Source organism: Pseudomonas sp. MWU12-2345 (assembly GCF_023242385.1).
Lineage (GTDB): Bacteria > Pseudomonadota > Gammaproteobacteria > Pseudomonadales > Pseudomonadaceae > Aquipseudomonas > Aquipseudomonas gingeri_D.
The window spans coordinates 84,227-110,546 of sequence record NZ_JALLJA010000013.1 but is presented as its reverse complement, the minus strand read 5'-3'; the positions used below and the strand labels follow the sequence as shown (position 1 = coordinate 110,546).

The following is a 26,320-nucleotide window of genomic DNA, read 5'->3' as shown; positions in this document are numbered from 1 at the left end:
CGGTAATCGCGGTGTATCAGGCAAATCGCGACGGCAGGTTTTACGACTGCTTCGCAGCCGAGCGCGGGCAAGCCCGCTCGCCACAATATCGCGCTCGGATATGGCGACTTATCGCCCCTCATGCTGCCGCCGATAAGCCCCCGGCTGCACCCCGAGCGCTTTGGCAAACGCCCGGGTAAACGCCGCAATCGACTGATACCCCACCGCCGCGCACACCTGTTCCACGGTGTTATTGGCCCGCAGCAACTGACTGGCATGGCGCATCCGCAACGCCAGCAGCACCTGCCCCGGTGACTGCCCGGCCAGTTCGTTGAAGCGCTTGAAAAACGCCGAACGCGACATCCCGGTACAAGCCGCCATGCTCTCCAGCGACCAACTCTCCCCAGGCCGTTCGATCAACTGCTCCAGCAATGGTGCAAACCCCGGATGCCGGGCCAGTGCCACTAATCCACCCAGGCTCCGGTTCTCCGCCACCTGCTGGCGCAGCACATACAGAAACAACAAATGACTCAAGCGTTCCAGCAGCGCCGAGGAGGGCACCGGTGGCCGTTCGCACTCGGCCAGGATCAACTCGAACAAGGCCCGCGCCGCGCTCAACGACGGATCGCCCGCCCGCAGCACAATCCAGTCCGGCAACCCGTCGATAATCAATGACGACAGCCCGGACTTGAAATGAAAGAACCCGCACACCAGCCCCACGCCATCCTGCGCAGCGCTGTCTAGCCCGGTCATCGCCTGGCGCGGCAAGCGTTGCGCCTCTACGCTGTTTTGAGCACTCGACAAGCGATAATCCAGATCCCGCAGCAAAAACACCGCATCCCCGGCCTCCAGCCGCAGGCTTTCTTGCTGCCCATCAATATGCAGCCAGCAGTGACCCTGCACGATCAGGTGGAAGCTCGCCCGCGCCAAGCCATGGGTGCTGGCGTGCCAGCCGCCGCAATAACGGCCCACATGGAACAGGCTCGCATCCAGTTCCAGGCTTTCTAATAACCAATCAACCAGTGGACTCGACGAAATCATCTAATGGAAACACTCAGAAGCAAGGAATCGCTACTTTTGAATATGGATAGGAATTCTTATAACCAACAGACTTGTCGGACTCACCCTACAACAGGAGTCCACTCCATGTCGCGCGTCACTCTCCATACACTGCAAAGCGCTCCCGAAGCGGCCAAGCCTTTCCTGGAAAACGCCCAGAAGAATTCCGGGTTTATCCCCAACCTGCTCGCCGTCCTCGCCAATGCCCCGGCGGCGCTGGAAACCTACGTTACGGTATCGGCATTCAATGGCAAGGCCGAGCTGAGCCTGGCCGAGCGCGAAGTGGTGCAACTGGTGGCCGCCACCACCCACGGTTGCGACTTCTGCGTTGCCGGGCACACGGCGGTGGCCTTGAACAAGGCCAAGTTGCCGGCCGAAGTGGTCGACGCCTTGCGCGGACAGGACGAACTGCCCCAGGAAAAGCTCGAAGTCCTCGCCGCTTTTGCCCGGGAAGTGATCGCCACCCGCGGCAATGTCAGCGACGCGGTGTTCAGTGAGTTCCTCGCCGCCGGCTACACCCAGGGCAACGCCCTGGAAGTGATCCTCGGGGTAAGCCTGGCCACACTGTGCAATTTCGCCAATGTCTTTGCCCGCACGCCGCTCAATCCTGAGCTGGCGAAATATCGTTGGCAGTCGACAGATCAATGATTCATCGGCGTCGGCTATTATTCGACGTTGTCTTCAAGGAGAAAACGACATGCTCAATCCGGCACTGAGTCAATGGCTCGACGTACAAGCCCAGGCTCTGGATCTGGGGCAGTGCGACCCACAGGATGTGATTTCCCGATTGGCGACGGCCAAGGTGCTGCGCATCGGTGTTCCAGAGGCCCAGGGCGGCAGCGGCGGCACGGTGGCCGATGCGGTGGAAAGCATCGCCCAGGTGGCCAGCCATTCCCTGTCGGCGGCCTTTGTGTTCTGGGGCCAACGGGCTTTTATCGAGTACCTGCTGCACAGTCCCAACACGGCATTGCGCGCGCATCTGCTGCCGTCGTTGCTCAGCGGTGAACTGGCCGGCGCCACCGGACTGTCGAATGCCATGAAGTTCCTCTCGGGCATCGAGTCGCTGCAACTGCGGGCCCGCGATCAAGGCGATGGCTGGTGCCTGGATGGCCGTCTGCACTGGGTGACCAATCTGCGCAAAAGCGGTTTTGTGGTGGCGGCTGCCATTGAGCGGGAGGAGGGCGGTACGCCCTTTGTGCTGGCGATTCCGGATGCCCTGAGTGGTCTGCAACGCTCGGACGACTTGCAACTGATGGGCCTGCAGTCGAGCAATACCGCCGCCCTGGACTTCAAGCGGGTGGAAGTCAGCCGCGACTGGTTGCTCCACGACGATGCCCGGGTCTTTCTGCCGGCGGTGCGCCCGGCTTTCCTCGGCCTGCAATGCGGCATGGCCATCGGCCTGGCGCGCCAGGCGCTGAAGGAAGTGGACGGCCATCTGCAAGACACCCGCTCGATTCTGCGCGAACCCTTGCTGGAACAGCGCCACGCTCTTGAGCAAACGGTGGAGGAACTCAAGAACGGTCTGCACGACGGGCGCTTCCTGGCCCAGCCGAGCGCCTTGTTCCAGATCCGCATCGGCCTGGCCGAGTCGGTCGCCCAGGCGGTGCAACTGGAGTTGCAGGCCAGCGGCGGCAAGGCCTATCTGAATGAATACGGCAGTGGCTTCGCCCGGCGTTGGCGCGAGTCGGCGTTCGTGCCGATCGTCACCCCGAGCCTGGTGCAATTGCGCGCCGAGCTGCAACGCCAGGCCCGGGATACCGCGGCATGAGCGGGCCGTTGCTGGAGGCCCGGCAGATCAGCCTCGGTTATCCCCGCGAACAGGGCTGGCAAACGGTGCTGGAAGGTTTCGACCTGCAACTGCAAGCCGGCGAGGTGGTGTCGATCCTCGGCCCCAGCGGCGTCGGTAAATCCAGCCTGTTGCGGGTCCTGGCCGGTTTGCAGACGGCTCACGCAGGCCGCGTGCATTTCCTCGGCGACCCCCTGGACGGCCCGCACCCGCGGGTGGCGGTGGCCTTTCAGGACCCCAGCCTGCTGCCCTGGTTGAGCCTGGAAAAGAATGTCGCCTTCGGCCTCGACTTCGCCCGCCAGCCGCACCTGGATGCCCAGGAGCGCAAGGCGCGGATCGACCACGCGATTGCCGCCGTCGGCCTGCAACACGCCCGGGGCCAGTACCCGGCGCAGTTGTCCGGCGGCATGGCCCAGCGCACGGCGTTGGCCCGCTGTCTGGCCCGCCAGCCGCAGGTCTTGTTTCTCGACGAGCCTTTCGGCGCCCTGGATGAGGTGACCCGCGCCGATATGCAACAACTGCTGCTCAAGGTGATCGCCGAGCACAACACGGCGGCGGTGTTGATCACCCACGACATTGATGAAGCCCTGCTGCTCTCCGAGCGGATCCTGCTACTGGGCCACAGCCCGGCGCGGACCCTCGGCGAGTGGCGTATCGACCTGCCTCAGCCGCGTGCCGAGCTGGTGGAGGAACTGGGCGCCCTGCGTATCGAGATTCTCAAGACCCTTCGGCGGGCCAGCCGCCCCTCACCCCCTCATTCTTTGCTCGAAACGTCGGAGATGGCTCATGTGCCTGGATGACTTCACCCATACACGTCGTGACTTCCTCAAACTCAGCGCCTTGCTGACCGCCGGCGGCGCCTTGCCGCTGCTCAACAGCCTGCAGGCCCGTGCCGCGTCGGAGCCGAATGCGCCGGTGCGCATCGGCTACCTGCCGATCACCGATGCCACGCCGTTGCTGGTGGCCCATAACAACGGCCTGTTCGAGGCCGAAGGCATCCAGGCCGAGCGCCCGGTGCTGCTGCGCAGTTGGGCCCAGGTGATCGAGGCGTTTATTTCCGGGCAGGTCAACGTGATCCACCTGTTGTCGCCGATGACCGTCTGGGCGCGCTACGGCAGCAAGGTGCCGGCCAAGGTGGTGGCCTGGAACCATGTCGGCGGTTCGGGCCTGACCGTGGGGCCGGGTATTACCGAGGTCAAACAACTGGGCGGGCAGTCGGTGGCGATTCCGTTCTGGTACTCGATCCACAACGTGGTGGTCCAGCAACTGCTGCGCGACAACGGCCTGCAACCGGTGAGCAAGCCCGCCAGCAGCGTGCTGGCCGCCAACGAGGTCAACCTGGTGGTGCTGCCGCCCTCGGACATGCCGCCGGCCCTGGCCAGCAAGCGCATCGCCGGCTATATCGTCGCCGAACCGTTCAATGCCCTGGCCGAGGAACTGAAGGTCGGCCGGGTACAGCGCTTCACCGGCGATCTCTGGCGCAATCACGCCTGCTGCGTGGTGTTCATGCACGAGCAGGACCTGAACAACCGGCCCGAGTGGTCGCAGAAGGTGGTCAACGCCATCGTCAAGGCTCAGCTCTGGACACGTGACAACCGCGCCGAGGCGGCCAAGTTGCTGTCCAAGGACGGCGCCAATCGCTACACCCCCCACACCCCGCAGGTGCTCAATCGGGTGTTGGTACCCAATGCCGCCGATCGTGACGCCTACCTGGCCAGCGGGGCGATCCAGCACGGCAACTGGGACGAGCAGCGCATCGATTTCCAGCCGTACCCGTTCCCCAGCTATACCGAGGAACTGGTCAAGCGCCTGAAGAACACCCTGATCGAGGGCGACAAGGGTTTCCTCGCCGGCCTCGATCCGCAGCAGACCGCCCGTGATCTGGTGGACGACCGCTTCGTACGCAACAGCCTGGCGGCGGTGGGCGGGCTCAAGGCCTTCGGTTTGCCGGACAGCTTTGAACGCAGCGAGGAGTTCGGCATTTGATCGGCAAGCCTTCCTCATCGCTCCTGCATTGGGGGCTGGGCCTGGCGGGGTTGTTCTGCCTGCTGCTGCTCTGGTGGCTGGGCGTGCACCTGTTCGGCAGCCCTGACGGGCTGTCGGCGCGCTTCTCGCCCGAAGCAACACTGACCAGCCTGGTGGAGCTGCTCGGCCGTGCCGAGCTCTATGAAAACGTGCTGGTCAGCCTCAAGCGCATTCTGATCGGGCTGTTGCTGGCCCTGTTGGTCGGCGTGCCGCTGGGGCTGCTGATTGGCAGCTATCGGCACCTGGAGGCGGCGACCACCCCGGCGTTCCAGTTTCTGCGGATGATCTCGCCGTTGTCCTGGATGCCGGTGGTGGTGATGCTGATGGGGGTCGGTGACCAGCCGATCTATTTCCTGCTGGCCTTTGCCGCTGTCTGGCCGATCCTGCTCAATACCGTGGCCGGGGTGCGCCAGCTCGACCCGCGCTGGCTGCAACTGAGCCGCAGCCTCAGCGCGACCCGCTGGGAAACCCTGCGCCAGGTCATCCTGCCTGGTGTGCTCGGCCATGTGCTGACCGGCGTGCGGCTGTCCATCGGGATTCTCTGGATCGTGCTGGTGCCCTGCGAAATGCTCGGGGTCAGCGCCGGGCTCGGCTACTTTATCCTCGACACCCGTGACCGCCTGGCCTATTCGGAGCTGATGGCCATGGTGCTGTTGATCGGCGTGCTGGGTTTTATGCTTGATGCCCTGGCGCGCGGCCTGCATCGGCGTTGGGCGCATTCCTGACGCTAACCTGACAAATTATGCGGAATATACATATCTGTAACATTTTGAAATGTATACTTCCGCCCTGAGCCATACCCCCCACGTTTCAACCGCCACCCCCAGGAGATTCGAACTTGGACCCTGCCCATTCTCGGTAGGCCACGTAGCGGGATTTACAAAGGGATACCGCCGGTGCGCAGCCGTCGCCCCGGTATCCAGTCTGTAGCGTTCAGTACGTGGCCTTGCCTCGACGATTTTCCAACCACTTCTTCAGAATGTGCTGTGCTTAGACTGCCGGCGCCGTAGCGCTTCGTGCGTTCATACCCTGAAGTTCGTGGGCCTGTATTTCAGAACGCTGCTGGAATCATTGACGATGAATAAAGTATTACGCCACTACATCCCGGCCAGCACGCGGCGCCTGTTGCCTAACCGCTGGGACCTGATAGCGCTGCCGCTGGTGGTGGGTTTCCTGCTGTTTTTCTCGATCGGCGCGCGGGAAACCTGGGCACCGATCTCGACCTTGCAGACCCAGGTGATTTCCCTTGATCCGGGCAACTTGCCGGAATATGCCATACGCACCACCCTGCGCATGCTCGCGGCGATGGTCGCGGCGTTGATCTTCACCTTTCTCTACGGGACCCTGGCGGCCAAGAGCAAACGCGCCGAGAAACTGCTGGTGCCGGTGCTGGATATCCTCCAGTCGGTGCCGGTGCTGGGTTATATCTCGTTCACCGTGACCTTCTTTCTCCTGCTGTTTCCGGGACGGGTGCTGGGCGCCGAGTGCGCGGCGATCTTTGCGATCTTCACCAGCCAGGCCTGGAACATGACGTTCAGCTTCTATCAGTCGCTGCGCATGCTGCCGCGGGACCTGACGGAAGTCTCCGAGAGCCTGCAGCTGTCCGGCTGGCAGAAGTTCTGGAAGCTCGACGTGCCGTTCGCCATGCCCGGGCTGATCTGGAACATGATGATGAGCATGTCCGGCGGCTGGTTCTTCGTGGTGGCGTCGGAGGCGATTACCGTCGGCGACAAGACCATCACCCTGCCGGGCATCGGTTCCTACCTGGCCACCGCCATCGAACAGCGTGACCTCACCGCCGTGGGTTATGTGATCCTGGCGATGGTGGTGGTGATCCTGGTCTACGACCAGTTTCTGTTCCGTCCGCTGGTGGCCTGGGCGGACAAGTTCCGCATGGAAGACACCGCGGCCCAGGGCGGCGCGCCGGAATCCTGGGTGCTCAACCTGATCCAGCGGACCCGGGTCATCCAGCGTCTGATCCGGCCGATTTCACGCTTCTTTACCCGGATCGGCCATCTGCGCCTGAGCCTGCCCCGGGTCAAGTCCCGGGCCAGCGCACCCAACCCCTCGACGTCGCGGGTGGTTGATTGGGTCTGGGGTGTGTTCATCACCTTGCTCGCGGCCTATGCGCTGTACCACATTGCTATGTATGTCAGCAGTGAAGTGACCCTCGCCGATGTCGGCGAAGTCATTGGCCTGGGGGCAATCACCCTGGTCCGGGTGACCTTGCTGATCGCCGTGGCTTCGGTGATCTGGGTGCCGCTGGGGGTGATGATCGGCCTGCGTCCGCACCTGGCCGAGAAGATCCAACCCTTGGCGCAGTTCCTCGCGGCGTTCCCGGCGAACCTGCTGTTCCCGGTGTTCGTCATTGTGATCCTGCACTACAACCTGAACCCGGATATCTGGCTGAGCCCGCTGATCGTGCTCGGGACCCAGTGGTACATCCTGTTCAACGTGATTGCCGGCGCCAGTGCCTTCCCCAATGACTTCCGTGAAGCCGCGGCGAACTTCCATATCCGTGGCTGGCAGTGGTGGCGCAAGGTCATGTTGCCGGGGATCTTCCCGTATTACGTGACCGGTGCGATCACCGCTTCCGGTGGCGCGTGGAACGCCAGTATCGTTTCCGAGTTCGTTTCCTGGGGCCAGGACAAGGTCGTGGCCCATGGCCTGGGGGCTTATATCGCCCAGACCACGGCCGCTGGCGACTTTCCGAAAATCACCCTGGGCGTCGTGGTCATGTCGGTCTTTGTGGTGGCCTTCAACCGTCTGCTCTGGCGGCCGATGTACGCCATCGCCGAAAACAAACTTCGTCTGAATTAATCCGAGCCGCTCTTATGAACAGTCATATCGAATACACCAGCAGCGCCCGCGAAATCTACTCGCTCACCAATGTGAGCAAGGGCTTTGGCAACGGCAAGGATGAGCGTCAGGTACTCAGCGAAGTCGACCTGCACCTGCACGAAGGCGAAGTTGTCGGGCTGCTGGGGCGCTCGGGCTCCGGCAAGTCGACCTTGCTGCGGATCATTGCCGGCCTGATCCAGCCGACTTCCGGCGAAGTGCTGTACAACGGCGAAGCCCTGGACGGTCCGGCCAAGGGCGTGGCGATGGTGTTCCAGACCTTCGCCCTGTTTCCCTGGCTGACCGTGCTGGAAAACGTTGAAGCCGGCTTGCAGGCCTTGCAGGTCGAGCCCAAGGAAGCGCGCAAGCGCGCACTGGCGGCCATCGACCTGATCGGTCTCGACGGTTTCGAGAACGCCTATCCGCGTGAGCTGTCCGGTGGCATGCGCCAGCGCGTGGGTTTTGCCCGCGGCCTGGTGGTCAACCCGACCCTGCTGCTGATGGACGAGCCGTTTTCCGCCCTCGACGTGCTCACCGCGGAAAACCTGCGGACCGACCTGCTGGAGTTGTGGAGCGGCGGGCAGTTGCCGATCAAGTCGATCCTGATCGTGACCCACAACATCGAGGAAGCGGTGCTGATGTGCGACCGCATCCTGGTGCTGTCGTCCAACCCGGGGCGCGTCGTGGCGCAGATCAAGGTGCCGTTCGCCCACCCGCGCAACCGTCTGGATCCGATCTTCCGCAAGATGGTCGACGATATCTACGCGCTGATGACCAACCGTCGCAGTGCCGACGAACGCACCGGCAAGGCTGAGCTGCAACTGGGCAGCCGCCTGCCGGAAGTGCCGACCAACCTGATGGCCGGTCTGATCGAAGCCCTGGCGGCCGAGCCGTACCATGGCCATGCCGGTTTGCCGAACGTCGCCGAGCGCTTGCTGCTGGAAGTCGATGACCTGTTTCCGGTGGCCGAGATGCTCGAGCACCTGGGTTTTGCCGAACTGCGCGGGGCCGATATCAAGCTGACCGACTCGGGCAAGCGCTTTGCCGAAGACGGCACCCAGGAACGCAAGGTGATGTTTGCCGAGCACCTGCTGCGCACCGTGCCCCTGGCGGCGCGGATTCGCCAGGTGTTGCAGGAGCGTAACGGGCACTGGGCGCCGCGGGTGCGTTTCGAACAGGAACTGGAAGACTCCCTCAGCGAAGACTTCGTCGAGCAGACCCTGGAAAGCGTGATCAGCTGGGGCCGCTACGCCGAGATCTTCTCCTACAACGACACCACCGAAACCTTCAGCCTGGAAGACGTGGAAGGCGAGATCTGATAACGCAACCCCTGTAGGAGCTGGCTTGCCAGCGATGAGGCCCTTGAGCCTTGCGCTGTCCATTCGGACGCCATCGCCGGCAAGCCGGCTCCCAGAGGTTCCGCGGTGTGCAGGCCTGTTTGTACCTGACTGCGAACCCCTCGCAGATCCGGGATATCCGAAGTTTTCACCTGACCGTAACGGATCGGGTACATGCCGAGGATCAATCTCTCCCTTGCCTCCGGTTGTTTCGCAGGCGGGCCAGTTTGAAGGGTCGAGACAGTAAGTAGTGAACCGTGCTCCAGTCCAAGTCATGGCCGGGCACGTCTACTGATCCCAACTTAAGGAGAGTCCGATGTCCATCGGCGCAATTCCAGCTGCAAATCCAGTCTCTGTGCGTATTGCCGGTCAGTCCCAGGCGACCCCGACACCTGCACAGAAAACTTCCACTACTGCCACCACCACCACCGCCAGCGTCGTCGCCGATGCCTTGAAGGAAGCGACCGAAACCGCAGCACAAACCGCCCAGGAAGCCAGCCATGGTGACCGCGTAGCGCAGAAGTTGGTGCAAAAGCACCAGCACCAGCATCACACCACCACGGCCACTGCGGCACCGAAAGCCGTTTCCAACGGCAGCGGTCAGCCGATCGGCGAAACCATCAGCACCAAGGCGTAAGCCGCGGTCACAGGGTTCCATCAGTCAGCCCGGCCGGTACCGGGTTGACTGAGGTCGGGCGTTATCGTTTCAGATATGCAACGCGGCCAGGCCGCCGAGCACCACGCTGATACCCGCCGCGGTGTAGGCCAGGCGCTTGAGCCATTCCTTGCGGGTCAGCAAGGTGATCGCCGCCAGCGAAATGGCAATCTGGATCGCCGTCATCGCCTGGGCCCAGCGATGGTGCTGGTGCAGGACCTGCTCGGATTTGTCATCCCACTCGCGACTCTTGGCTTCCAGGCCTTCGGCATTCTGCCGCACGACTTCCTTTTCCTTCTTGTAGCGCTCGACCTCGGCGGTGTAATGCGCGGCGTCCAGGCCCGGGATATGGCTGGCCATCTCCGAGAGGTTCTGCCGGCTGGACTTGGCCTGGTAGTAGTTCCACTGGTTGGCGGCTTCGGTCTTGAGGATCGCGGCGTTGTTCTTGTCCATCGCCGCTTCGCTTTCCGTGGAGCCCGCCTGGTAGCTGAGCATGGCGCCAATCGTGGCCATGATCGCGGTCATCACCGCGATCCGGCTGGCAAAGCCGTCTCCACGGGCATGGGCGTGTTCGGTGGTGTGTTCGACGTGTTTTTCGTGAGGGCTTGGGACTTCGAAGTTTTCGGTCATCAGGGACGGATCTTTGGGTGAAGAAGGGCGGGGACAAAGTGTAAAGCGAGTGCTGGCGGATGGCTCTCTCTCATTGATGAATATTCGAATATACCGAGGCGGGGGAGGCGTTCGCCGCAGGATGCTCGTCTTGCATATGGATGGTTTGCAGGGGGATATCCAGAGTGAACAGGGCGCCCCTGCCCGGACCGTCACTGTGCACGTAGAGGCGGCCGTCCATCTCGAGCGCCGCCAGGGCGCAGCTGTGCAGGCCGAAGCCGTGACCGTCCTTGCGGGTGGTGAAACCATGGGTGAAGATCCGCGCGAGGTTTTCCGGCGCAATGCCTTCGCCTTCATCCTTGACGCTGATGCGCAGGGTCTTGCCGTCGACCACCCGCACGCCCAGGGTGATGTCCCGGTCGCGGTTGGTCAGGTCCGACACCGCGTACTTGGCGTTGCTGATCAGGTTGATCAGGATCAGCAGCAGCCGGTGCTTGTCGCCGAGAAAGGTCGGGACCGGGTGGTAGTCCTTGAGCACCGTGACCTTGTGCCGGTTCAGGGCCCCCGAGTTCATGCGCAGGGCATCTTCGAACAGGTCGGTGATGTTCACCGCTTCCAGCAGCTTGGCCGCGCCGGCATAGGATTGCTGGGTGGCGACGATTTCCTTGATGTGGTCGACGCTTTTACTCAGTTGCGCCAGTTCCTGGATGATCTCGGTCTGCTCGGTGGCGACGGCCGCGGCCAGCTGGTTGAGGTAGGCCGGCAGCAGCTTGCCTTTTTCGTCACGGCTGACAAAGTCCCCCAGGTCGTCGGCGTGCTCGTTCATCAACTGTACCGCCTTGGTCAGCCCCTGGGCCTTGCTGGAGCGGATCTTGCGGGTCACCAGATCGGCGGAGATGTTCACGCTGTTGAGCACGTTGCCGACGTTATGCAGGACGTTGGTCGCGATTTCCGCCATGCCGGCCGTGCGCGCGGCGTCCATCAGCTCGCTCTGGGCTTCCTTGAGTTCGCGGGTGCGTTCTTCGACACGCTGTTCGAGGCGGTCGTTGGACAGCTGCAAGGCGCTGTTCATCTGATTGATCAGCGCATAGCTGCGCAACTGGCGAATGATCAGGTAGAACACCAGCACGGCCATCAGCGCCGCGCACACGCTGAGATAGATCAGGTACTGGCGGTCCTGGAGCTCGGCGCGGCGCTGGATTTCATTCAACAGTTCGTTGATGCCGTCGAGGCTGGCGGCCACCGGGATAAAGCCGATGCGGTCCAGCAGGTCATTGACCTGGGGTTGTTCGCTGACCACCACATTGGCCTGGGCGATCAGCTTGTCGATGGACGGGCCCAGGGCCGCTGGCAGGCTGGTCTTTTGTGCCGCCAGGTGCTGGATCTGCCGTTCGATCTTGTCGGCTTTGCCATTGGACACGTGCTGCGCATATTCCAGGGCGCTCAAGGTCAGCTTCGAGGCGCTGTAGAGCACGCTCAGGGTTTCCACCGGGTGTTCGGCGCTGAAGGGTTCCAGGTCGGTCTGGACGGTGTCTTCGATCGCCGACAGGGTTTCCAGGTCATCGCGCAAGGCGGTGTTGTGGGCCTGGAACTGCTCGATCAGCTTGTTCTTTTCCGCCGTGGCGTCGAGGTAGGCCTTCTTGCGCGCCTGCCAGATGCTGGAGTTGTCCAGGGAGCTGTTCTGCGCGACCAACTGGTCCCAGCGTCGGCTGGAATCGGCGATGGGGATGGCCAGCAGATTGTAATTGTATTCGTCGCTGATGCGGGTCTTGAGAATCTTCGCGTCGAGCCTGGCATCCAGCTGCTTGAGCTGCCGGAGCAGGTCGCGGGACTCGAAATAGGTGGAGGTTTCCCGGGAAAAGGCCTTGATCAGCAGGAACGCCAGGAGGCTGACCAGAATGGCAAACAGGGTCACCAGCGCCGCACTTCTATATCGGCTCCATCGCATCATTGCGTACTTCCTGTGTCCGGTTGACGTGGCGGCTTCGGCTCTTTTCGCAAAGTGTAGTGCCGCTGGGTCTGCAAGTGCTGGAAAAGTGTCATTTCTTTGCATGGGCGGCGTTCCCGGGGCGAGTCTCCAGGGGTTTCATCAACTGCAACTGTTGGCGGTACTCGTCGGTGACCTGCCGGGCCTCGCTGTTGCCGGTGATCACCCGCGGGGTGATCAGCACGATCAGTTCCGAGCGGCCGTGCTGGCGCTGGGTATTGCCGAACAGCCATTGCAGGCCGGGGATCTTACCGAGATAAGGGACGCTGTTGTCGGTGGCGCTTTGGTTCTGCTTGATCAGGCCGCCGAGCAGGATGGTCTGCCCGCTTTGCACCGCCACCTGGGTCGAGACCGCGCGGGTCGAGATGGTCGGGTTGCCGTTGGCATCGACGGTGGTGCTGGCATCGCTGACCTGTTGCTGGATCTCCATGTACACCAGGCCGCCGGGATTGATCCGCGGGATGACATCGAGGATCACCCCGGTCTGGATGTACTGCACCGAGCTGGTGCTGATGGTGGTGGTACTGGTGTTGATGGTGGTCTGGTTGATCGGAATGTTGTCGCCGACCTGGATCTGCGCCTGTTCGTTGTTCATCACCACCAGCGAGGGCGCCGACAGCACCCGGGTATTGCCGTTGGTTTCCAGGGCATGCAGGGCCACTTGCAGGTTGTTGCTGACAAACGAGTAGAACAACGAATCCGTGGCGCCGAGGCCCGCGCCACCCTGGCCCAGGGCGCCCTGGCTGCCGGAGGCGTTGGCGATGCCGGCGGTCGTCGAGTTGCCGGCCAGGCGCCCCAGGTACCACTGCACGCCGAGATTCAGCGAGCCGGTCAGGCCGACTTCGAGAATCCGGGTTTCGATCTGCACCTGCAGGGGCGGGTTGTCGAGCCGTTGGATCGCCGACTGGATCTCGGCCCATTGGGTCGGCCGGCTGCGCACCAGCAGTTGGTTGCTGCTTTTCTGCGCGGTGATGCGCACCGAGTTGGTCGGGTTGTTGGCATTGATCGGCGCGTGCGCGGCATTCGCCTGGCCGGGCGGGGCGAGTTGCAAGTCGTTGGTCTTTTCCGGCGAGGTGCCCGCCGTGCTGCTGACGGGCGGTGGCAGGCCCTGGCCGTTGCCGGTGCCGCCGGACAACCCCGCGCTGCTGCCGGCGGTGCTGCCCAGGCCGTTGCCCAAACCACTGCCGAAACCGTTGCTGTTCAGGGTCACGGTACGCAGCCCCGGCGCGACCTGGGCCGCGCCTTCTTCGGTGACCGCTTCGTCGCTGTAGATCTGGCGCAGGTAACGGGCCAGGTCGGTGGCCTTCATGTTGCGCACGTCATACACATACATCTGCGGTTCGTCGCCGCCGCCCTGGTCGATGGTGTCGATCCAGCGGCGTACATCATTCAGGTACTCCGGCTGCGGCGAGATGGCGACAATCGCATTGGTCCGCTCGATGGGCAGAAAACGCAGCATGCCGGCCAGCGGCGTACCGCTCTGGGCACCGAACAGTCGCTCAAGCTCCGGCATCAATTGGCTGACATTGGCGCGCTTGAGGCCGAACACCCCGATGGACATGCCCTTGAGCCAGTTGACGTCGAAGGTGTTGATGGTCTGCTGGTAGTTGTTCAGTTCATCCGGCGTGCCGGCCATCACCAGCACGTTGCGCGAGGTGTCGACAGCGAGGAAGGCACTCTCCCGGGCAAAGGGCTTGAGCAGTTTCTGCATTTCCAGCGGCGAAATGTACTCCAGCACAAAAAAGCGCGCGGTCAGGCCGCTGCCCGGTTCCGGAATCGACTGCCGGGGCGTGAGCTGGCCGGCGACCGCCTGGTTGGCCGGGAGAATCAGGTAGCGCTCGCCCTGGCGGATGATCGCGTTGTTGGTCCAGGACAGCAGGGTTTCGAGAATGGCAAACGCCTGGGCCTTGTCCACCGGCTTGGAGGTCGAGAAGGTCACCTCGCCGGTCACGCCCTGGCCGATGCTGTAGTTCTCCTTGAGTACATCGCCGAGGATGGTATTGATCACCGCCTGGATCGGCACGCCGGCAAAATTGAATATCGTGCCGTCATTGCCCTGGGACGTCGTCGGCGGCTTCAGCGGTGTGCCGCCACGTGCCACCAGGCTCTGGCTGCCGCGGATGATCTGTGACCCCGAGGTCGTTGCCGCCAGTGGCGTGGCCGCAACGCCAGCGCGGGGCACGGTCGGCGCCAGGGGCGGGCGATCCGGCCCGGTGCCGGACAGGCCGTCGCGCAGCAGTTGGTCGTCATGCACTTCATCATTGTTCGCCGGCGCGATGCAGCCCGAGAGCAGGATGAAACTGATGAGGCAGGGGTAGACGGCACGTTCGATCACAGTGGTTCATCCTTGTGCGGCCCTTACGGCACCTGCGGTGCGGGGCACCGAGGTGGTCTTAATGCACGGCGCTGGCCGGCAGTTTCAAAACGGGAAGGCTCAGTTCCTGCTGGGTGGACTTGAAGCTCAGGGACACGGTTTGCGCGGTGATCCGTTCGATCCGCCAGCCATTGGGCAGGGTTTCGCCTTCCGCGACGCTCAGGTTCTTGCCCTCCCGGGTCTTGAACAGCGCCTTGCGCAACGCCGGGGAAACGGCAATGCCATTCAGGGAAAATCCGGCGAGCGATTGCGTGTCGTGTTCGTTTCTGCTCACCGGGTCGGGCTTGCGGTCACGGTTGAACAGCGAGCGCTCCCAGATCTCGGCATAGGCCGCCAGCGCCGGGGGGGCTTGCACCGTGGTCGGTGTGACAGACGAGGTTGGCAGGCTATGAACCTGGTCGGGGTACCACTCGATGCCCGCGCCCAGGCCCTCGAACAGGGCGAGACAGAGGACCGCCAGCGATACCACGCAGGCGCTCAGCCAAAACGTCGGCCTGCCCGGGTTTTTCATGTTTTTGGCTCCCCTTTACTGACCGGGGGATCCTTCTCCGGCGGGTTGTTCAGGTAGGCGCCGATTTGCAGCTGCACCGCCAGGCGGTGATTGGCATCGGGGGCCGGCACCGGGTTGCGACGAATACTCAGGGCTTCGACAAACAGCGCCACCGGCTGGTGTTCCAGCTCATAGAGCAGATTCGCCAGGGGTTCGATGGCACAGTCGAGGTTGATGCTGACCTTGACCTGGCGGTACGGCGCGCTGTCGACGACCGGGATCGGCATGCGATTGGTCATGCTGCAGTCCCCGCCCTCGGGGGCCAGGGCCTGGAGTTGTGTCGCCACCCGTTGCATCAGCTGGGCGGTGGCCGCGCCGGTATCGGCGTCCGGCAGCAGGCTGTCGTTGCTGCTCGGCGCGTTGCGGGCTTGTGCCAGTTGCGCTTCGAGGATGGGACGCTGGAGCTCCAGGGCCTGGTAACGTTGGCGCTGGGCACGAAGGGTGTCCATGTCCTCGCTGATGGACTGCAAGGGCGCGGTGAACCACCAATGGATACCGATAAAGTAGGCCGCAATCAGCCCCAGCGCGGCCAATAGCAGGGCCGCCCCGCGTTGGTCACGGCGTGTCAGGCGCAAGGGCATGGCGCTCCTCCCGGGAACCCAGGTGGGCAGTCAGGTTGAGTCGGTCCTGGCCGGTGCCGGCGTCGGCTTGGATCACCCCCTGGAACTGCAGGTTGCGCAGGTCCGTGCAGGTCTTCATTTTGCCGATCAGGTCACTGGCCTGGCTGCTTTGCGCGCTGAGGGTCAGGGTGCCCTGGGCATCGAGATCCAACTGTTCCAGCCAGGTGTCGCCAGGAATGCAGGCGGTCAGTTCCTGCAGCAGCGCAGTCCTGGACAGTGCCAGGGTCTTTTGCGTTTGCACGTAGCGCCCGGTGTCGAGCAGGTCGTTGAGCTGCTGGCGCAGCCCCTGGATCTGCCGGGTGTCGTTGCGTAGCGCGGCGACCTCGGCGTTCATGGCGTCCAGGGCTTGCTGGCGGTTATGCACCCACATCAGCATGGCGAGCAGCAGCAGGCCTGCACCGAGCCATATCAGCCTGAGCCGCAGTCGTCGGGCCGGATGCCGCTCCTGGGGACGGCGCCGGGCGGGCAGCAGGTTGACGTGCAGGCGTGCGCCGTTGCGATCCAGCGCGTCGATGGCATCGATGCGCAGGCCGTTGCGCGCCGCCTCATCGAGGATCGCGTCGATCCGTTCGCGCAGGGCGACCACCAGGGTCAGTTCGAACACCGGCCGGGTGCGGTCTTCGCGCGGGTCGCGAAGGGTATCGAAATAGACCTGGGCGGCCTTGAACGGCGTGTACTTGTCCATCTCGAAGGCCAGCGCCGCATGGGCCTGGGCGGCGGCGGCGAGGGGTAGTTGCACGCGGCTGAGCAGGACCTGTTCGCTAGGTAGCAGCAAGACCTGGCGTTGGGCCGGTGCCGTCGCAGCCGAGTCGGCGTATTCGGCGGCGTGATGCAGGGCGCCTTCGTGCCAGTGCAGCAGGTGCTCCTGATTCGACGATTCCAGGCGCTCGCGCCAGCGCCGGGGCAGGCAGGCAATCAGCTCCCGGCGCCACCAGCGCAGGAACACCGGCAGTCGGGAGGCTTGCCAACGCTGCGCCAGCCGTGTGGTGGTGGTTTGCAGTGGGCCAAGCCAGGGCCTTTGGAGTGTCTTCATTCCTGCCACCGCAGCACGCGATAGAGTTGCGTGCCCTCGGCCTGTGGGTTGAGGAGGAAAGTCACGTTCAGGTTGGCGGTAAAAGGCGCCACCAGCATGGCCTGTATCTGGGCGCTGTAGATCGGGCCGGCCGGGCTTTCGGCCACGGGCGCCGGCAGCTTGAGCGCGGCCTGCAAGGGAGCGGTGGCATAGGTCGGGTCCGGCTGGGGCAGGCCGGTCCAGAGCGTCAGGTTCGGCGCCAGTTGCCCATAGAGCGCCCGGTCCATGGCAGAGAACCCCTGCAGTTGCTCGATGGTTCGTAGCGGGTCGTTGCCGCTGCGGCGAGCCAGCAGCTCCTGGGTCAGTTTGCGGCCCTGGGCGGGGCTGGCGCCCAGGTAACCCAGTACCTGGTCGAACGCTTCGGGGGTGACCTGATTGAGGTCGAGCTTGCCGCGTTCGCTGCGCAGTTCGACGGTCAGTTGCGCGTCTTCGAGGGTCAGGTGGTAGGTGCGGCCGTCGGCGATCATCCCCGGCACTTTGGCCACCAGGCTCTGCACCACCAGCGCCAGGCCGGACTCGGCGGCGAGCAGGGCGCGGGCGTGTTGCAGTGCATAGGCGCTCTGGCGGTTTTCCAGGCGCACCGTGCCGACCACCACGGCCATTATCAGGCTCAACAGCGCCAAGGCCCAGAGCGCCAGGACCAGGGCGGCCCCGCGTTGGCCGTTCATCGCGAGACCTGGGCTTCATCGAGGCCCAGGCTCAAGCGGATGACGACCACCAGCGGCGGCCAGGGAATGGGGCCGTGGGCCTGCAACTGGACGCGTATCGCCAGTGGCAGGCGCTCCGGCCAGGGCCAGCGGGGCAGCCAGTCGGTGGGCTGAGAACGTGGGTCCAGGCCACGGTAGCTCAATTGCCAGTTGTCCAGGTCGGGCAGCAGGATCTGCGGTTCGCCCCAGGCATGCAGGCCCTGGGAGTCGAACTGGAAGAACGCCACTTGCAGGTCCTTGGAACCGCGGCGGTTGTCCACCAGGGAGAACACGTGCAGTTGCAGGCCGCCAGCAAGTCGCGCGGGCAGCGGGGCGACGAAGCGCATCTGTTGTGTTTCGCCGTCGAACACCTCGGCGTTGTTGTTCGCGTCCCGTCGAAACACCGCCGGATAGGCCTGTTGCGCGGCGCTCCTGAGGAAGTCCTGGGCCGAGCGGACTTCGTCCAGGCGGTTGGAATAGCGTTCGCCGAGTTCCTGGGTGCGGTTGCTGGCGGTCAGGGCCGAGGCGATCAGCACCATCAACAGCCCGAGCAGGCTCAGGGCAACCAGCACTTCGAGCAAGGTGAACCCCCGCAGCCGCGATTTCATGGCGTGGCTCCCGGCATGATTCCTGGCGTGGCGCCCTGGGCGCGCCAGGTGACGAAGCGTTCCTGGCGGCTGCCCTGTTCCAGCACCAGTTCCAGTCGGTAGCGGTCCACCTGTGGGGTGCCCGGTTGCGGGGTGGCAGGCTGCGCGCTGGCGGTCAGTTGCCATTGCACCTGGGCCAGGTTGCCCTGCCAGTGTCCTGGCTTGAGCAGCTTGCGGCTCTGATCGTCGAACAGGGTCTTGGCCAGCAGCGCCATGCGCGTGCTCTGTTCGTCGCGCAGCAGGGCCTGGGTCGTGCTGGCCATGGCATTCAGGTAGACGGCGAAACCGATACTCAGCAGGACCACCGCCGCGAGCATTTCCAGAAGGGTGAAGCCGCCTTGGTTCGGTGTTTTCATGGGCCGGCACCGTCCTGCCAACTGACCTTGCCGGTCAGCCAGGCGACATCCACCCGCCAATGGCTCGGGCCGTGTTCCAGATAGACATTGCCGCCACTGGAACCGCCGTCGGGATAGAACTCGATCACCCCCTCGCGGGCCGATGACAGCTCGGCGGCGGTGGTCAGGCGCAGGTGCATGCCGGCGGGCAGGAGATGCTCGGCCTGGCCCGCGACCCGATAGCTGTTGCGGATCAGGTCGAAGTGCAGGGCGGTCGGCTGGCTGGTCAGCACCGCCTGGCTGCGCACATTACGCAACGCCAGGCTCAGCTCGCGCTTGGCTTGGCGGTCACGGGCGTTTTCCAGGCCGCCGGCGACGCTATGGGCGAGCAGGCTGGCGCCAACGGAGATGATCAGGATCACCACCAGCATTTCCAGCAAGGTGAACGCCCGGGCAGCGTGTGGCTTGGCCATGGCTATTCCCAGTTGCCCACATCGGTGTTGTAGCCGTCGCCGCCGGGTTGCCCGTCCTTGCCGTAGAAGATCAGGTCGAAGGACCCGTGGGCGCCGGGATAGCGATAGCCGAAGGGGTGGCCGTAAGGGTCCAGCAGGTCGCTGGGTTTGGCGTAGGGGCCGTTCCAGTTGTGCACATTGGCGGGGGCGGTGGTCAGGTCGACCAGGTCCCTGGGCGGGGTCCCGACCTCCAGGGCATAACCCTCGATCTTCATCGACAGGCTGGCCAGTTGCGCCTTGCCGGCGCCGTACTTGCCCTTGTCGACATTGGCCCCGATCTGGCGCACCACAATGGTCGCGATCACGCCGAGAAGGACGATCACCGCGAGCATTTCCAGCAGGGTGAAACCTTGGTGGCGGTAACGCGGTGAGCGACTGGCGGTCATGGCGGCTTCCTTTCAGAGGTTATTGGTCAGGCTCATCAGCGGCAGCATGATGGCCAGCATGATCAGTCCGACCAGGGCGGCCATCACCAGGGTCAGGGAGGGCACCAGGGCGGCGAGCAGGCGGTCGATATGGCGCCTGGCCTCGGCGTCGAAAATGCTCGCGACCTTGAGCAGCAGGCGGTCGAGTTGCCCGGACTCCTCGCCGACCTGGATCATCTGCAATGCCAGTTCCGGAAAGGTCGCGGTGGTTTCCATGGCCGCCGACAGCCGGCTGCCGTCCTTGACCCGGACGATGGTCTGGTCCACCGCGTCGCGGACCACCTGGTTGCGGCAGACCTGGCGGGCGATATCGAAGGCGCTGATCAGCGCCACGCCCTGGCTCAGCAGGGTGCCGAGGGTATGGGCCAGGCGGGCGGTTTCCAGGCGCAGCAGCAATGGCCCGATCACCCGGGCGCGCAACATCAGGCGATCCCATTGCCGACGGCCTTGCGGCGTGCGCAGGCGCCGGGCCAGCCAGCCGACCAGCACGGCCATGGCCGCAAGCAGGTAGAGGATGTAGTTGCCGAGGAACTGGCCGAGGGCAAGGATCGCTTCGGTGATCAGCGGCACGGGCACGCCGAGGCCGCTGAAGATCGGCACGAATTGCGGCACCACATAGGCCAGCAGCAGGACCAGCGAGCCGAGCACGCCGACCAGCAGGAAAGCCGGGTAGATCAGTGCATTGACCACTTCGCCACGGACTTTCTGCGCCCGTTCCAGGTAGGCCGCCAGTTGCCCGAGGGTTTCGCCCAGGGCGCCGCCGGCTTCCCCGGCGCGCACCAGGCTGAGGTACAACGGCGTGAACGGCGGGCCTTCCAGGGCCATCGCCGCCGACAACGGTTGGCCACCCTTGACCCGGTCGCGGATGCGTTCGAGCAGGCGTTTGGCCTGGGGTTTGCCCGGCTGACGGACCAGGGTGTTCAAGGCCCGCTCCAACGGTTGGCCGGCGTCGAGCAAGGTGGCGAGTTGCTGGGTGAAGCGCTCCAATTCATCGGCATTCAGCGGCGGGCGATTGAACCAACTGCCGCCCGGTGTGCTGCCGGCCGCTGCCGGTTCGATCTGCAACACCAGCAGGCCGCGTTCCTGCAACTGGCTGGCGGCGCCGTCCTCGCCCTCGGCGTCGAGGGCGCCGCTGACGGTACTGCCGGTGGGGTCCAGGGCGCGATAACGATAATGTTCCATGCTCAATCGCCGCGCGTGACGCGCAGCACCTCTTCCAGGCTGGTGATCCCGGCCAGGGCCTGGCGCAAGCCGTCTTCGTAGAGGGTACGCAGGCCGTTGGCCCGGGCGGCCTGCTCCAGTGTCGCGGCGTCGGCATGGCGCATCAGCAGCGAGCGCAGGGTCTCGTTCATCACCAGCAGCTCGCTGAGGGCGCTGCGTCCGCGATAACCGTTGCCGGGGGCATTCGGCCGTGGGCGGTAGAGGCGGATCGGGCGTTCGTCGGTAAACCGCTGCAGTTGGTGCTCGGTCACCAGTTCCGCCGGCGCCTCGAAGCTTTCCCGCCATTCCGGGGCCAGCCGGCGCACCAGGCGCTGGGCGAGAATGCCGTTGACCGTCGAGGCGATCAGGTAGCTCTCGACCCCCATGTCCAGCAGGCGGGTGATGCTCGCGGCGGCGCTGTTGGTGTGCAGGGTCGAGAGCACCAGGTGACCGGTCAGCGAGGACTGGATGGCGATCCGGCAGGTTTCCAGGTCGCGCATCTCACCGATCATGATCACGTCCGGGTCCTGGCGCACGATGGAGCGCAGCACCTCGGCGAAGTCCAGGCCGATGGCCGGCTTGACCTGGATCTGGTTGATCCCCTCCAACTGGTATTCCACCGGGTCCTCGACGGTGATGATCTTGCGTTCGGCGGTGTTCAGCCGGGCGAGGGCGGTGTACAGCGTGGTGGTCTTGCCCGAGCCGGTCGGGCCGGTGACCAGCAGGATGCCGTGGGGGCGTTCGAGCACGTCGAGAAAGGCTTCGAGGCGGGCGCCGTCGAAGCCCAGGCTGGGGAAGTCGAAGGACAGGGTCTGGCGGTCGAGCAGGCGCATGACCACCGACTCGCCAAAGCTGGTGGGCACGGTGGAGACCCGCAGGTCGAGTTCCTTGCCCTGCACCCGCAGCATGATCCGGCCGTCCTGGGGCAGGCGGCGTTCGGCGATATCCAGGCGCGCCATGATCTTGATCCGCGAGATCACCGCCGCCGAGGAGCTCACGGGTGGGGCTTCGGCCAGGTGCAGCACGCCATCGACCCGGTAACGGACATTGAGCTGGTTCTCGAAGGGTTCGATATGAATATCCGACGCGCGCTGCTCCACCGCCCGTTGCAGCAGCAGGTTGACCAGGCGAATCACCGGCGCTTCCGAAGCGAGGTCCTTGAGGTGTTCGATATCGGTCTTCTGGTTGCCGTTGTCGTCTTCCAGGTTCTCGATCAGCGTGCCCATCGCCGTGCGGCCCTGGCCGTAGTAGCGCTCGATCAGTTGCTCGATATCGCTGCGCAGGCCGATGGACAGGCGCACCGGGCATTGGCAGGCGTACTCCAGCGCGTGCAGGGCGTGGGGTTGGTTCGGGTTGGCGATCAGCACGTGCAACTCGCTGTCGGGGGCCGACAGCGGCACCAGGCAATGCTGTTTGAGAAAGCGTGGTGCCAGCTCGGGCGGGTTTTCCAGCAGATCGGGCGCACTCGCCAGCGCCAGCAGGGGCGCGCCGAGCAGGGTCGACCAGGCTTGGGCGAGGTCCTGTTCCGAAACCAGGCCCAGGCGCGTCAGCAACTCGGTCGAATCCTGTCGTGCACCGCCATCCTGCAGCTGCTGGGCCCGGTCGAGATCGGCGGGCTTCAGGCGGCCGGCGTCGACCAGCCAGTCGACGGCGAGCCTGCCCAGGTCATGGGACATCAGGGCGTTCATGGTGCTCTCTCCAGGCTCCATGCCTGTCGGAACAGCCTGAACCCGAAGCGCCTGGGCGGCTACTGTCAGAAATGACAGTTCTGACGACCGTTGGTCGGGTCGGAGCCGGCATTGTTGAGCTACAGGGCCTGCCTATCGGCATCGGCAACTTCGCCGGTGGTTTCGCTGACGCCCGTGGCGGTGTGCCCATCCGGCGACAAGGCGGTGCCGGCGCTGTTGAACCCGCCGCTCAACGTGCCGTCGTCGGTGACCGCCGTGCCGCCGGCCAGGACATGGCTCTGGTGCAGGTTGCCGCTGGCGGTTTCGCTGTTGACCAGCACCGTGTCGTTGTTGCCGATGGCCACTGCGGCATCGCGTAGAGCGCCGCTGATCGAAGCCAGGGCGACACCGGTGGTGGTGCTCGGATTCCAGAAGAAGGCCTCGGTTTCGCCGCTGGTGTTTCTGAAGTTGCCGGCGATATGCCCGGTGGCGTTCATGTCGACGGCGCGGTTGTGGGTACTGACTTGGGACACACCGCCGACCGCCACGGAACTCATGACGACCGGCGTGGCGCTGACACTCGACCAGAAGGTCGTTTGGTGGGTGCTGGTGGCAAAGGTGCAAGCGCCGACGATATTGCCGAGGACATTGACCTGGCCGACCTCGCAATATTTGGCCCCGGCGGGCAGGGCGACGGTGACCGCGTTGCTGCCCAGGGAGGTCCAGATCAGGGAGATGGGTTTGCCCATACCCGTGGCGCCAGACGGGCAGTTGGCCAGGACGACGGCCGGGGTGGCGTCGCTGATATCGCTGACGGCGCAATTGATCGGATCGGTTGAGAGCAGGCCCAGCAGGACCCGCACACCGGCCAGTTCCACGGCGCTGGTACTGCCGGCCGCCCAGTAGACCGGTGTATGGGTGCCGTTGCCGCTGATGCTGTCGCCGACGACGATACCGGCCAGGTTGACGCCGCTGGCGCTGGTGCGCACGTCCCCGCCCAGGCCGAGCAAACCGGTCCGGGGTGCAAGCAGCAGCGGGGTGGTGCTTGGGTTGTTGGCCTGCCAGGTGACGGCGTTCCAGACACCGTTGGCGTTCCGGCAGCGGCCGACGACAGTGGCGCTGGCCAGGGCCGTATGATTGATGGCCCCGGCCATGCAGGCATAGCCGGTGACCAGAGGCGCCAGGTCCACTTCGCTGCCCGAGGTCGCGGCGATATAGGCGAGGCGGGTGTTGGTGCTGCTGTCCGTGCAGGAACCGACTTCCACGCCGGCATCACTGATCGAGGCGGGCCTGCAATTGTTGCCGCCGGCGCTGCCTTCATCCACCAGGGCCGCCTGGGCCGCAGCGCTGAGCCCGGTGAGGGCCAGACAGAAAATGACGATATTGAAGGCACCGGTGATGGACGGTTTATTCGGTTTCATGAACGTATCCTCATGATGTCTCGTCAGGCTCCATAGCTATGGGAAAAAGACTGAGCCTTAATAAGCAGGGCGCCTACTGTCAGAAATGACAGTTCGCATTACCGTTCGTCGTTTTGGAATGGGGCTGTCAGATGAAGAGCGAACTTTATGTGGGCGAAAGGCGTTGATGTCATTTTTGCTGATGGTTGCGATCTGTTTTGTCGGAGGGTTTACTTCTCAGGCACACTCTCAGCCCCTACGTGACTTAGCGTCAGCATTTAGTGAGGCGTGGGGTGAAGAGCCGTTTATAAATCAGTTTGTTATCGATGAAGACTCTCCAAATAATTCAGTCGATAAGATCAAGCATAAAATTGGGTGGTGCTGAAAAAAGTGCGGTACGGCCCACCGTTGAAAGGTGAGATCGGCGCCGCTCGTCAGGGCATATCATGTTTCATGAATATTTCGTCATCTTTCCCGTGGGCGGAAGCGATGACGAACGCTGGATAGAATTCAATTGGCTAAGTGTCAGGGCGTTTATAAACTATTAGTTAATAAGCGCTGCCATTTCCTTAATCCATAGATAATGGTCGATTGAGAGCCTGCGCAGGTGCAGTCTGCCCAGCGCGGCGGGTTATTCCCTATTTCTCATATCGAGTCAGTGATCATGAATATCTATACCAAGTGCTTGACCGTTGCGGTCGTGCTTTTCAGTGCCCAAACCTTTGCCCTGGATAGAAAAGACATAGCGCAAGTTATCAGCGTGGAATCCGATCCTTATGCCTGCGGCATCGTCGACGCGAAGATGACCTACAAGACCCCGACCGGGGAGATCAAGGAGTACAAGTACAAGACCTGGGGCAGCGGTTGTTCCGGGGATTGAGTGAGCGAGTGTGTTGATAAGCAGCCTGGATTATTGAAAACACCACATCACCTAACTGTGGGAGCGGAGCTTGCCTGCGAAGCTTTTGGCGGCCTCAAGGGCCTCTTCGCGAGCAAGCTCTGCTCCTACAAGGATCGGTTTCTTACCAGATGGGGATCACATAACTCACGTAGAAGCGGTTCTCGTCCTGGATCGTCTGGCCGGTGATGTCCGGGCTGGCATGGGCATTCTGCCAGCGCACGCCGAGGCCTTTCAGCTGGCCGGTAGGGACGTTGTAGGCCAGGGAGATATCGCGTTCCCATTCCTTGGCATTCGGATCGGCCGGTGTACGGATCTGGTCGCCATGGACGTAGGTGGTGGCGAACACCAGGCCATTCACACCCAACTGGGCGAAGTCATATTTGTACTGCGCCAGCCAGCTGCGCTCACCCGCGTGCTGGAATTTGTTCAATTGCATATTGGTCAGGGCCGGACTGTCGGCGCCCGAACCCGGGCCCTGGAGTTCGGCACCGCTGTTCAGGCCGGAGTCCAGGTACGGGAAGTCGCTGTTGCCGCTGTTCTTCTGCACACCCAGGCCGACGGTGTGGCCGGACAGGCTGTAGCTTTCCATCAGGCTGACGGTCGACTGGTTGATCCGGCCCTTGGTCAGGCCGTTGCCGTAGTAGCCGGCGGCCGAGTACTGGCTGTCGCCATCGGCGTTGCCGCCGGTGCCCAGGCTGCGATAGGCGCGGAAGTCGCTGTCGATGGCGCCGACGGGCAAGGCGTCATGACGCTTGGCACCGACGAAGGCCTGTTGGTAGTAGTCCGACAGGTTCGAGTACCAGGCGCTCAGGGTGGTGCCCGGGATACCGGCGTAGTCGGCACCGCCGTAGAGGAAGCGATCGCTTTTCTTGGTGCCGCCGGCGGTGATCATGCCGGTGTCGCCGGTTTCGTTGCGGATCTTGGTCTGGGTGATATCGCCGACGGTGAAAGTGAAGTTGTCCAGGTCCTTGGACACCAGTTGCGCACCGGTGTTGGTCTGGTGGTACAGACGGCCGTCGGTGTTGGCCAGCATCGGGTTGTTCTGGTACAGGGTACCGATGCGCAGTTCATCCTTGAGGAAACGTGCCTTGAACGTCGGGCTGATCACGCCGAACTGGTCGACGGACTTGCCGTTGTCCAGCGGGAACATACTGCCGGGGTAGCGGCCCTGGTGGGTCTTGTCGTCCAGGTCGCCGCCGGAGTCGAGCTTCAGGCCGTAGAACGCCTGCAGGTCCAGGCCCAGGCCGATGGTGCCGTCGGTGTAGCCGGACTTGAAGTCGAACTGGAAGCCCTGACCCCAATCGTGATAGCTCTTGGCCTTGGCCGTGCTGCCACTGACGCCTTGACCATCCTGGTTCAGGTAACGGTTAAGGAGGGTCACGTCGGCGTGACTGTCATCGATGAAATCCGCATGGGCGTAGATCGTGACACTCGCCAGGGCGGCGCCCACTAAGGGGCTCAACAGCTTGTTCATTGGGTTCGGATCCTAGTCACAGAATTGAAATAAGAGCAGCAAACTCTTGAAACAATTAAAGGGTCGGTATGTGACAGTTCCGAGTCAAAAGCCCCTTGCAGGACATGAACTTTAGTTTAATAAGAGCCTGATTTCGGTCAGGTTTTTTTCTGGCTGGAAGGCTCAAGACGGCGGCTTTCAAG

At 63.6% G+C, this 26,320-nt stretch carries 25 protein-coding genes; 9 read left to right on the top strand and 16 right to left on the bottom strand.

Annotated features, from left to right (window positions below; all coding sequences use genetic code 11):
- Positions 1-108: 108 nt before the first annotated feature.
- On the bottom strand, positions 109-1,020 hold the full coding sequence (locus M5C71_RS23315) for an AraC family transcriptional regulator (protein WP_248768829.1): 912 nt from the start codon (positions 1,018-1,020) through the stop codon (positions 109-111).
- 105 nt (positions 1,021-1,125) lie between these two features.
- Here M5C71_RS23315 and M5C71_RS23310 point away from each other — a divergent pair, with 105 nt between their 5' ends.
- The 8 genes from M5C71_RS23310 to M5C71_RS23275 all read left to right on the top strand — a co-directional run bounded on the left by M5C71_RS23310 (position 1,126) and on the right by M5C71_RS23275 (position 9,661).
- Positions 1,126-1,686 carry a carboxymuconolactone decarboxylase family protein gene (locus M5C71_RS23310; RefSeq protein WP_248768828.1) on the top strand — a complete coding sequence of 187 codons (561 nt, stop codon included), beginning with the start codon at positions 1,126-1,128 and terminating at the stop codon, positions 1,684-1,686.
- Positions 1,687-1,735: 49 nt separating this feature from the next.
- Positions 1,736-2,806 (top strand): acyl-CoA dehydrogenase family protein, encoded by a 1,071-nt coding sequence (locus M5C71_RS23305; protein ID WP_248768827.1) that lies wholly within the window; start codon positions 1,736-1,738, stop codon positions 2,804-2,806.
- Positions 2,803-3,624 carry an ABC transporter ATP-binding protein gene (locus M5C71_RS23300; protein ID WP_248768826.1) on the top strand — a complete coding sequence of 274 codons (822 nt, stop codon included), beginning with the start codon at positions 2,803-2,805 and terminating at the stop codon, positions 3,622-3,624. Before M5C71_RS23305 ends, M5C71_RS23300 begins: the two co-directional genes overlap by 4 nt.
- Positions 3,611-4,810 carry an ABC transporter substrate-binding protein gene (locus tag M5C71_RS23295; protein ID WP_177103661.1) on the top strand — a complete coding sequence of 400 codons (1,200 nt, stop codon included), beginning with the start codon at positions 3,611-3,613 and terminating at the stop codon, positions 4,808-4,810. The genes M5C71_RS23300 and M5C71_RS23295 overlap by 14 nt, the downstream gene beginning before the upstream one ends.
- Positions 4,810-5,574, top strand: a complete 765-nt coding sequence (locus tag M5C71_RS23290) for an ABC transporter permease (protein ID WP_100940315.1) — start codon at positions 4,810-4,812, stop codon at positions 5,572-5,574. The genes M5C71_RS23295 and M5C71_RS23290 overlap by 1 nt, the downstream gene beginning before the upstream one ends.
- A 352-nt stretch (positions 5,575-5,926) precedes the next feature.
- Positions 5,927-7,669, top strand: a complete 1,743-nt coding sequence (locus M5C71_RS23285; RefSeq protein WP_248768825.1) for an ABC transporter permease subunit — start codon at positions 5,927-5,929, stop codon at positions 7,667-7,669.
- Between the two features lie 14 nt (positions 7,670-7,683).
- Entirely contained in the window at positions 7,684-9,006 is a 1,323-nt protein-coding gene (locus M5C71_RS23280) for a nitrate/sulfonate/bicarbonate ABC transporter ATP-binding protein (protein ID WP_248768824.1), read from the top strand.
- 334 nt (positions 9,007-9,340) lie between these two features.
- Entirely contained in the window at positions 9,341-9,661 is a 321-nt protein-coding gene (locus M5C71_RS23275; RefSeq protein WP_248768823.1) for a hypothetical protein, read from the top strand.
- A gap of 69 nt (positions 9,662-9,730) precedes the next feature.
- Here the strand turns inward: M5C71_RS23275 and M5C71_RS23270 are convergent, their stop codons facing one another.
- The 14 genes from M5C71_RS23270 to M5C71_RS23205 all read right to left on the bottom strand — a co-directional run bounded on the left by M5C71_RS23270 (position 9,731) and on the right by M5C71_RS23205 (position 23,784).
- Entirely contained in the window at positions 9,731-10,309 is a 579-nt protein-coding gene (locus M5C71_RS23270; protein WP_248768822.1) for a DUF4337 domain-containing protein, read from the bottom strand.
- A 70-nt stretch (positions 10,310-10,379) separates the two neighbouring features.
- Positions 10,380-12,239: a DAHL domain-containing protein gene (locus tag M5C71_RS23265; RefSeq protein ID WP_103495572.1), complete on the bottom strand. Its 1,860-nt coding sequence runs from the start codon at positions 12,237-12,239 to the stop codon at positions 10,380-10,382.
- Positions 12,240-12,327: 88 nt separating this feature from the next.
- On the bottom strand, positions 12,328-14,610 hold the full coding sequence (gene gspD / locus M5C71_RS23260; RefSeq protein WP_248768821.1) for a type II secretion system secretin GspD: 2,283 nt from the start codon (positions 14,608-14,610) through the stop codon (positions 12,328-12,330).
- 58 nt (positions 14,611-14,668) lie between these two features.
- A complete protein-coding gene (locus M5C71_RS23255) occupies positions 14,669-15,160 on the bottom strand; it encodes a general secretion pathway protein GspN (protein ID WP_248768820.1) in 492 nt (163 codons plus the stop codon).
- Positions 15,157-15,780 (bottom strand): type II secretion system protein GspM, encoded by a 624-nt coding sequence (gene gspM / locus M5C71_RS23250; RefSeq protein ID WP_248768819.1) that lies wholly within the window; start codon positions 15,778-15,780, stop codon positions 15,157-15,159. The genes M5C71_RS23255 and gspM overlap by 4 nt, the downstream gene beginning before the upstream one ends.
- Positions 15,755-16,852, bottom strand: a complete 1,098-nt coding sequence (locus M5C71_RS23245) for a PilN domain-containing protein (RefSeq protein WP_248768818.1) — start codon at positions 16,850-16,852, stop codon at positions 15,755-15,757. The genes gspM and M5C71_RS23245 overlap by 26 nt, the downstream gene beginning before the upstream one ends.
- Positions 16,849-17,559 carry a general secretion pathway protein GspK gene (locus tag M5C71_RS23240; protein ID WP_248768817.1) on the bottom strand — a complete coding sequence of 237 codons (711 nt, stop codon included), beginning with the start codon at positions 17,557-17,559 and terminating at the stop codon, positions 16,849-16,851. The genes M5C71_RS23245 and M5C71_RS23240 overlap by 4 nt, the downstream gene beginning before the upstream one ends.
- On the bottom strand, positions 17,556-18,185 hold the full coding sequence (locus M5C71_RS23235) for a prepilin-type N-terminal cleavage/methylation domain-containing protein (protein ID WP_248768816.1): 630 nt from the start codon (positions 18,183-18,185) through the stop codon (positions 17,556-17,558). The genes M5C71_RS23240 and M5C71_RS23235 overlap by 4 nt, the downstream gene beginning before the upstream one ends.
- The gene (locus M5C71_RS23230) at positions 18,182-18,580 is read right to left on the bottom strand and encodes a type II secretion system protein (protein ID WP_248768815.1); all 399 of its coding nucleotides are present in this window, start codon (positions 18,578-18,580) and stop codon (positions 18,182-18,184) included. The genes M5C71_RS23235 and M5C71_RS23230 overlap by 4 nt, the downstream gene beginning before the upstream one ends.
- Entirely contained in the window at positions 18,577-19,032 is a 456-nt protein-coding gene (locus tag M5C71_RS23225; protein ID WP_248768814.1) for a GspH/FimT family pseudopilin, read from the bottom strand. Before M5C71_RS23225 ends, M5C71_RS23230 begins: the two co-directional genes overlap by 4 nt.
- A gap of 2 nt (positions 19,033-19,034) precedes the next feature.
- Complete coding sequence (gene gspG / locus M5C71_RS23220) at positions 19,035-19,457, bottom strand: type II secretion system major pseudopilin GspG (RefSeq protein ID WP_248768813.1); 423 nt, start codon at positions 19,455-19,457, stop codon at positions 19,035-19,037.
- A 12-nt stretch (positions 19,458-19,469) separates the two neighbouring features.
- Positions 19,470-20,678, bottom strand: coding sequence for a type II secretion system inner membrane protein GspF (gene gspF / locus M5C71_RS23215; RefSeq protein WP_248768812.1), 1,209 nt, complete (start codon positions 20,676-20,678; stop codon positions 19,470-19,472).
- 2 nt (positions 20,679-20,680) lie between these two features.
- Positions 20,681-22,372, bottom strand: a complete 1,692-nt coding sequence (gene gspE, locus M5C71_RS23210) for a type II secretion system ATPase GspE (RefSeq protein WP_248768860.1) — start codon at positions 22,370-22,372, stop codon at positions 20,681-20,683.
- Between the two features lie 131 nt (positions 22,373-22,503).
- Complete coding sequence (locus M5C71_RS23205) at positions 22,504-23,784, bottom strand: hypothetical protein (protein WP_248768811.1); 1,281 nt, start codon at positions 23,782-23,784, stop codon at positions 22,504-22,506.
- Positions 23,785-24,427: 643 nt separating this feature from the next.
- Here M5C71_RS23205 and M5C71_RS23200 point away from each other — a divergent pair.
- The gene (locus M5C71_RS23200; protein ID WP_248768810.1) at positions 24,428-24,643 is read left to right on the top strand and encodes a DUF2790 domain-containing protein; all 216 of its coding nucleotides are present in this window, start codon (positions 24,428-24,430) and stop codon (positions 24,641-24,643) included.
- A gap of 142 nt (positions 24,644-24,785) precedes the next feature.
- Here M5C71_RS23200 and M5C71_RS23195 read toward each other — a convergent pair whose 3' ends face one another.
- On the bottom strand, positions 24,786-26,138 hold the full coding sequence (locus M5C71_RS23195; protein ID WP_248768809.1) for an OprD family outer membrane porin: 1,353 nt from the start codon (positions 26,136-26,138) through the stop codon (positions 24,786-24,788).
- Positions 26,139-26,320 lie beyond the last annotated feature (182 nt).

Bases quoted from the DNA above. Each gene is read 5' to 3' on its own strand.
- M5C71_RS23315 (WP_248768829.1), bottom strand. From the start codon at position 1,020: ATGATTTCGTCGAGTCCACTGGTTGATTGGTTATTAGAAAGCCTGGAA.
- M5C71_RS23310 (WP_248768828.1), top strand. From the start codon at position 1,126: ATGTCGCGCGTCACTCTCCATACACTGCAAAGCGCTCCCGAAGCGGCC.
- M5C71_RS23305 (WP_248768827.1), top strand. From the start codon at position 1,736: ATGCTCAATCCGGCACTGAGTCAATGGCTCGACGTACAAGCCCAGGCT.
- M5C71_RS23300 (WP_248768826.1), top strand. From the start codon at position 2,803: ATGAGCGGGCCGTTGCTGGAGGCCCGGCAGATCAGCCTCGGTTATCCC.
- M5C71_RS23295 (WP_177103661.1), top strand. From the start codon at position 3,611: ATGTGCCTGGATGACTTCACCCATACACGTCGTGACTTCCTCAAACTC.
- M5C71_RS23285 (WP_248768825.1), top strand. From the start codon at position 5,927: ATGAATAAAGTATTACGCCACTACATCCCGGCCAGCACGCGGCGCCTG.
- M5C71_RS23280 (WP_248768824.1), top strand. From the start codon at position 7,684: ATGAACAGTCATATCGAATACACCAGCAGCGCCCGCGAAATCTACTCG.
- M5C71_RS23275 (WP_248768823.1), top strand. From the start codon at position 9,341: ATGTCCATCGGCGCAATTCCAGCTGCAAATCCAGTCTCTGTGCGTATT.
- M5C71_RS23270 (WP_248768822.1), bottom strand. From the start codon at position 10,309: ATGACCGAAAACTTCGAAGTCCCAAGCCCTCACGAAAAACACGTCGAA.
- M5C71_RS23265 (WP_103495572.1), bottom strand. From the start codon at position 12,239: ATGATGCGATGGAGCCGATATAGAAGTGCGGCGCTGGTGACCCTGTTT.
- M5C71_RS23255 (WP_248768820.1), bottom strand. From the start codon at position 15,160: ATGAAAAACCCGGGCAGGCCGACGTTTTGGCTGAGCGCCTGCGTGGTA.
- gspM (WP_248768819.1), bottom strand. From the start codon at position 15,780: ATGCCCTTGCGCCTGACACGCCGTGACCAACGCGGGGCGGCCCTGCTA.
- M5C71_RS23245 (WP_248768818.1), bottom strand. From the start codon at position 16,852: ATGAAGACACTCCAAAGGCCCTGGCTTGGCCCACTGCAAACCACCACC.
- M5C71_RS23240 (WP_248768817.1), bottom strand. From the start codon at position 17,559: ATGAACGGCCAACGCGGGGCCGCCCTGGTCCTGGCGCTCTGGGCCTTG.
- M5C71_RS23235 (WP_248768816.1), bottom strand. From the start codon at position 18,185: ATGAAATCGCGGCTGCGGGGGTTCACCTTGCTCGAAGTGCTGGTTGCC.
- M5C71_RS23230 (WP_248768815.1), bottom strand. From the start codon at position 18,580: ATGAAAACACCGAACCAAGGCGGCTTCACCCTTCTGGAAATGCTCGCG.
- M5C71_RS23225 (WP_248768814.1), bottom strand. From the start codon at position 19,032: ATGGCCAAGCCACACGCTGCCCGGGCGTTCACCTTGCTGGAAATGCTG.
- gspG (WP_248768813.1), bottom strand. From the start codon at position 19,457: ATGACCGCCAGTCGCTCACCGCGTTACCGCCACCAAGGTTTCACCCTG.
- gspF (WP_248768812.1), bottom strand. From the start codon at position 20,678: ATGGAACATTATCGTTATCGCGCCCTGGACCCCACCGGCAGTACCGTC.
- gspE (WP_248768860.1), bottom strand. From the start codon at position 22,372: ATGTCCCATGACCTGGGCAGGCTCGCCGTCGACTGGCTGGTCGACGCC.
- M5C71_RS23205 (WP_248768811.1), bottom strand. From the start codon at position 23,784: ATGAAACCGAATAAACCGTCCATCACCGGTGCCTTCAATATCGTCATT.
- M5C71_RS23200 (WP_248768810.1), top strand. From the start codon at position 24,428: ATGAATATCTATACCAAGTGCTTGACCGTTGCGGTCGTGCTTTTCAGT.
- M5C71_RS23195 (WP_248768809.1), bottom strand. From the start codon at position 26,138: ATGAACAAGCTGTTGAGCCCCTTAGTGGGCGCCGCCCTGGCGAGTGTC.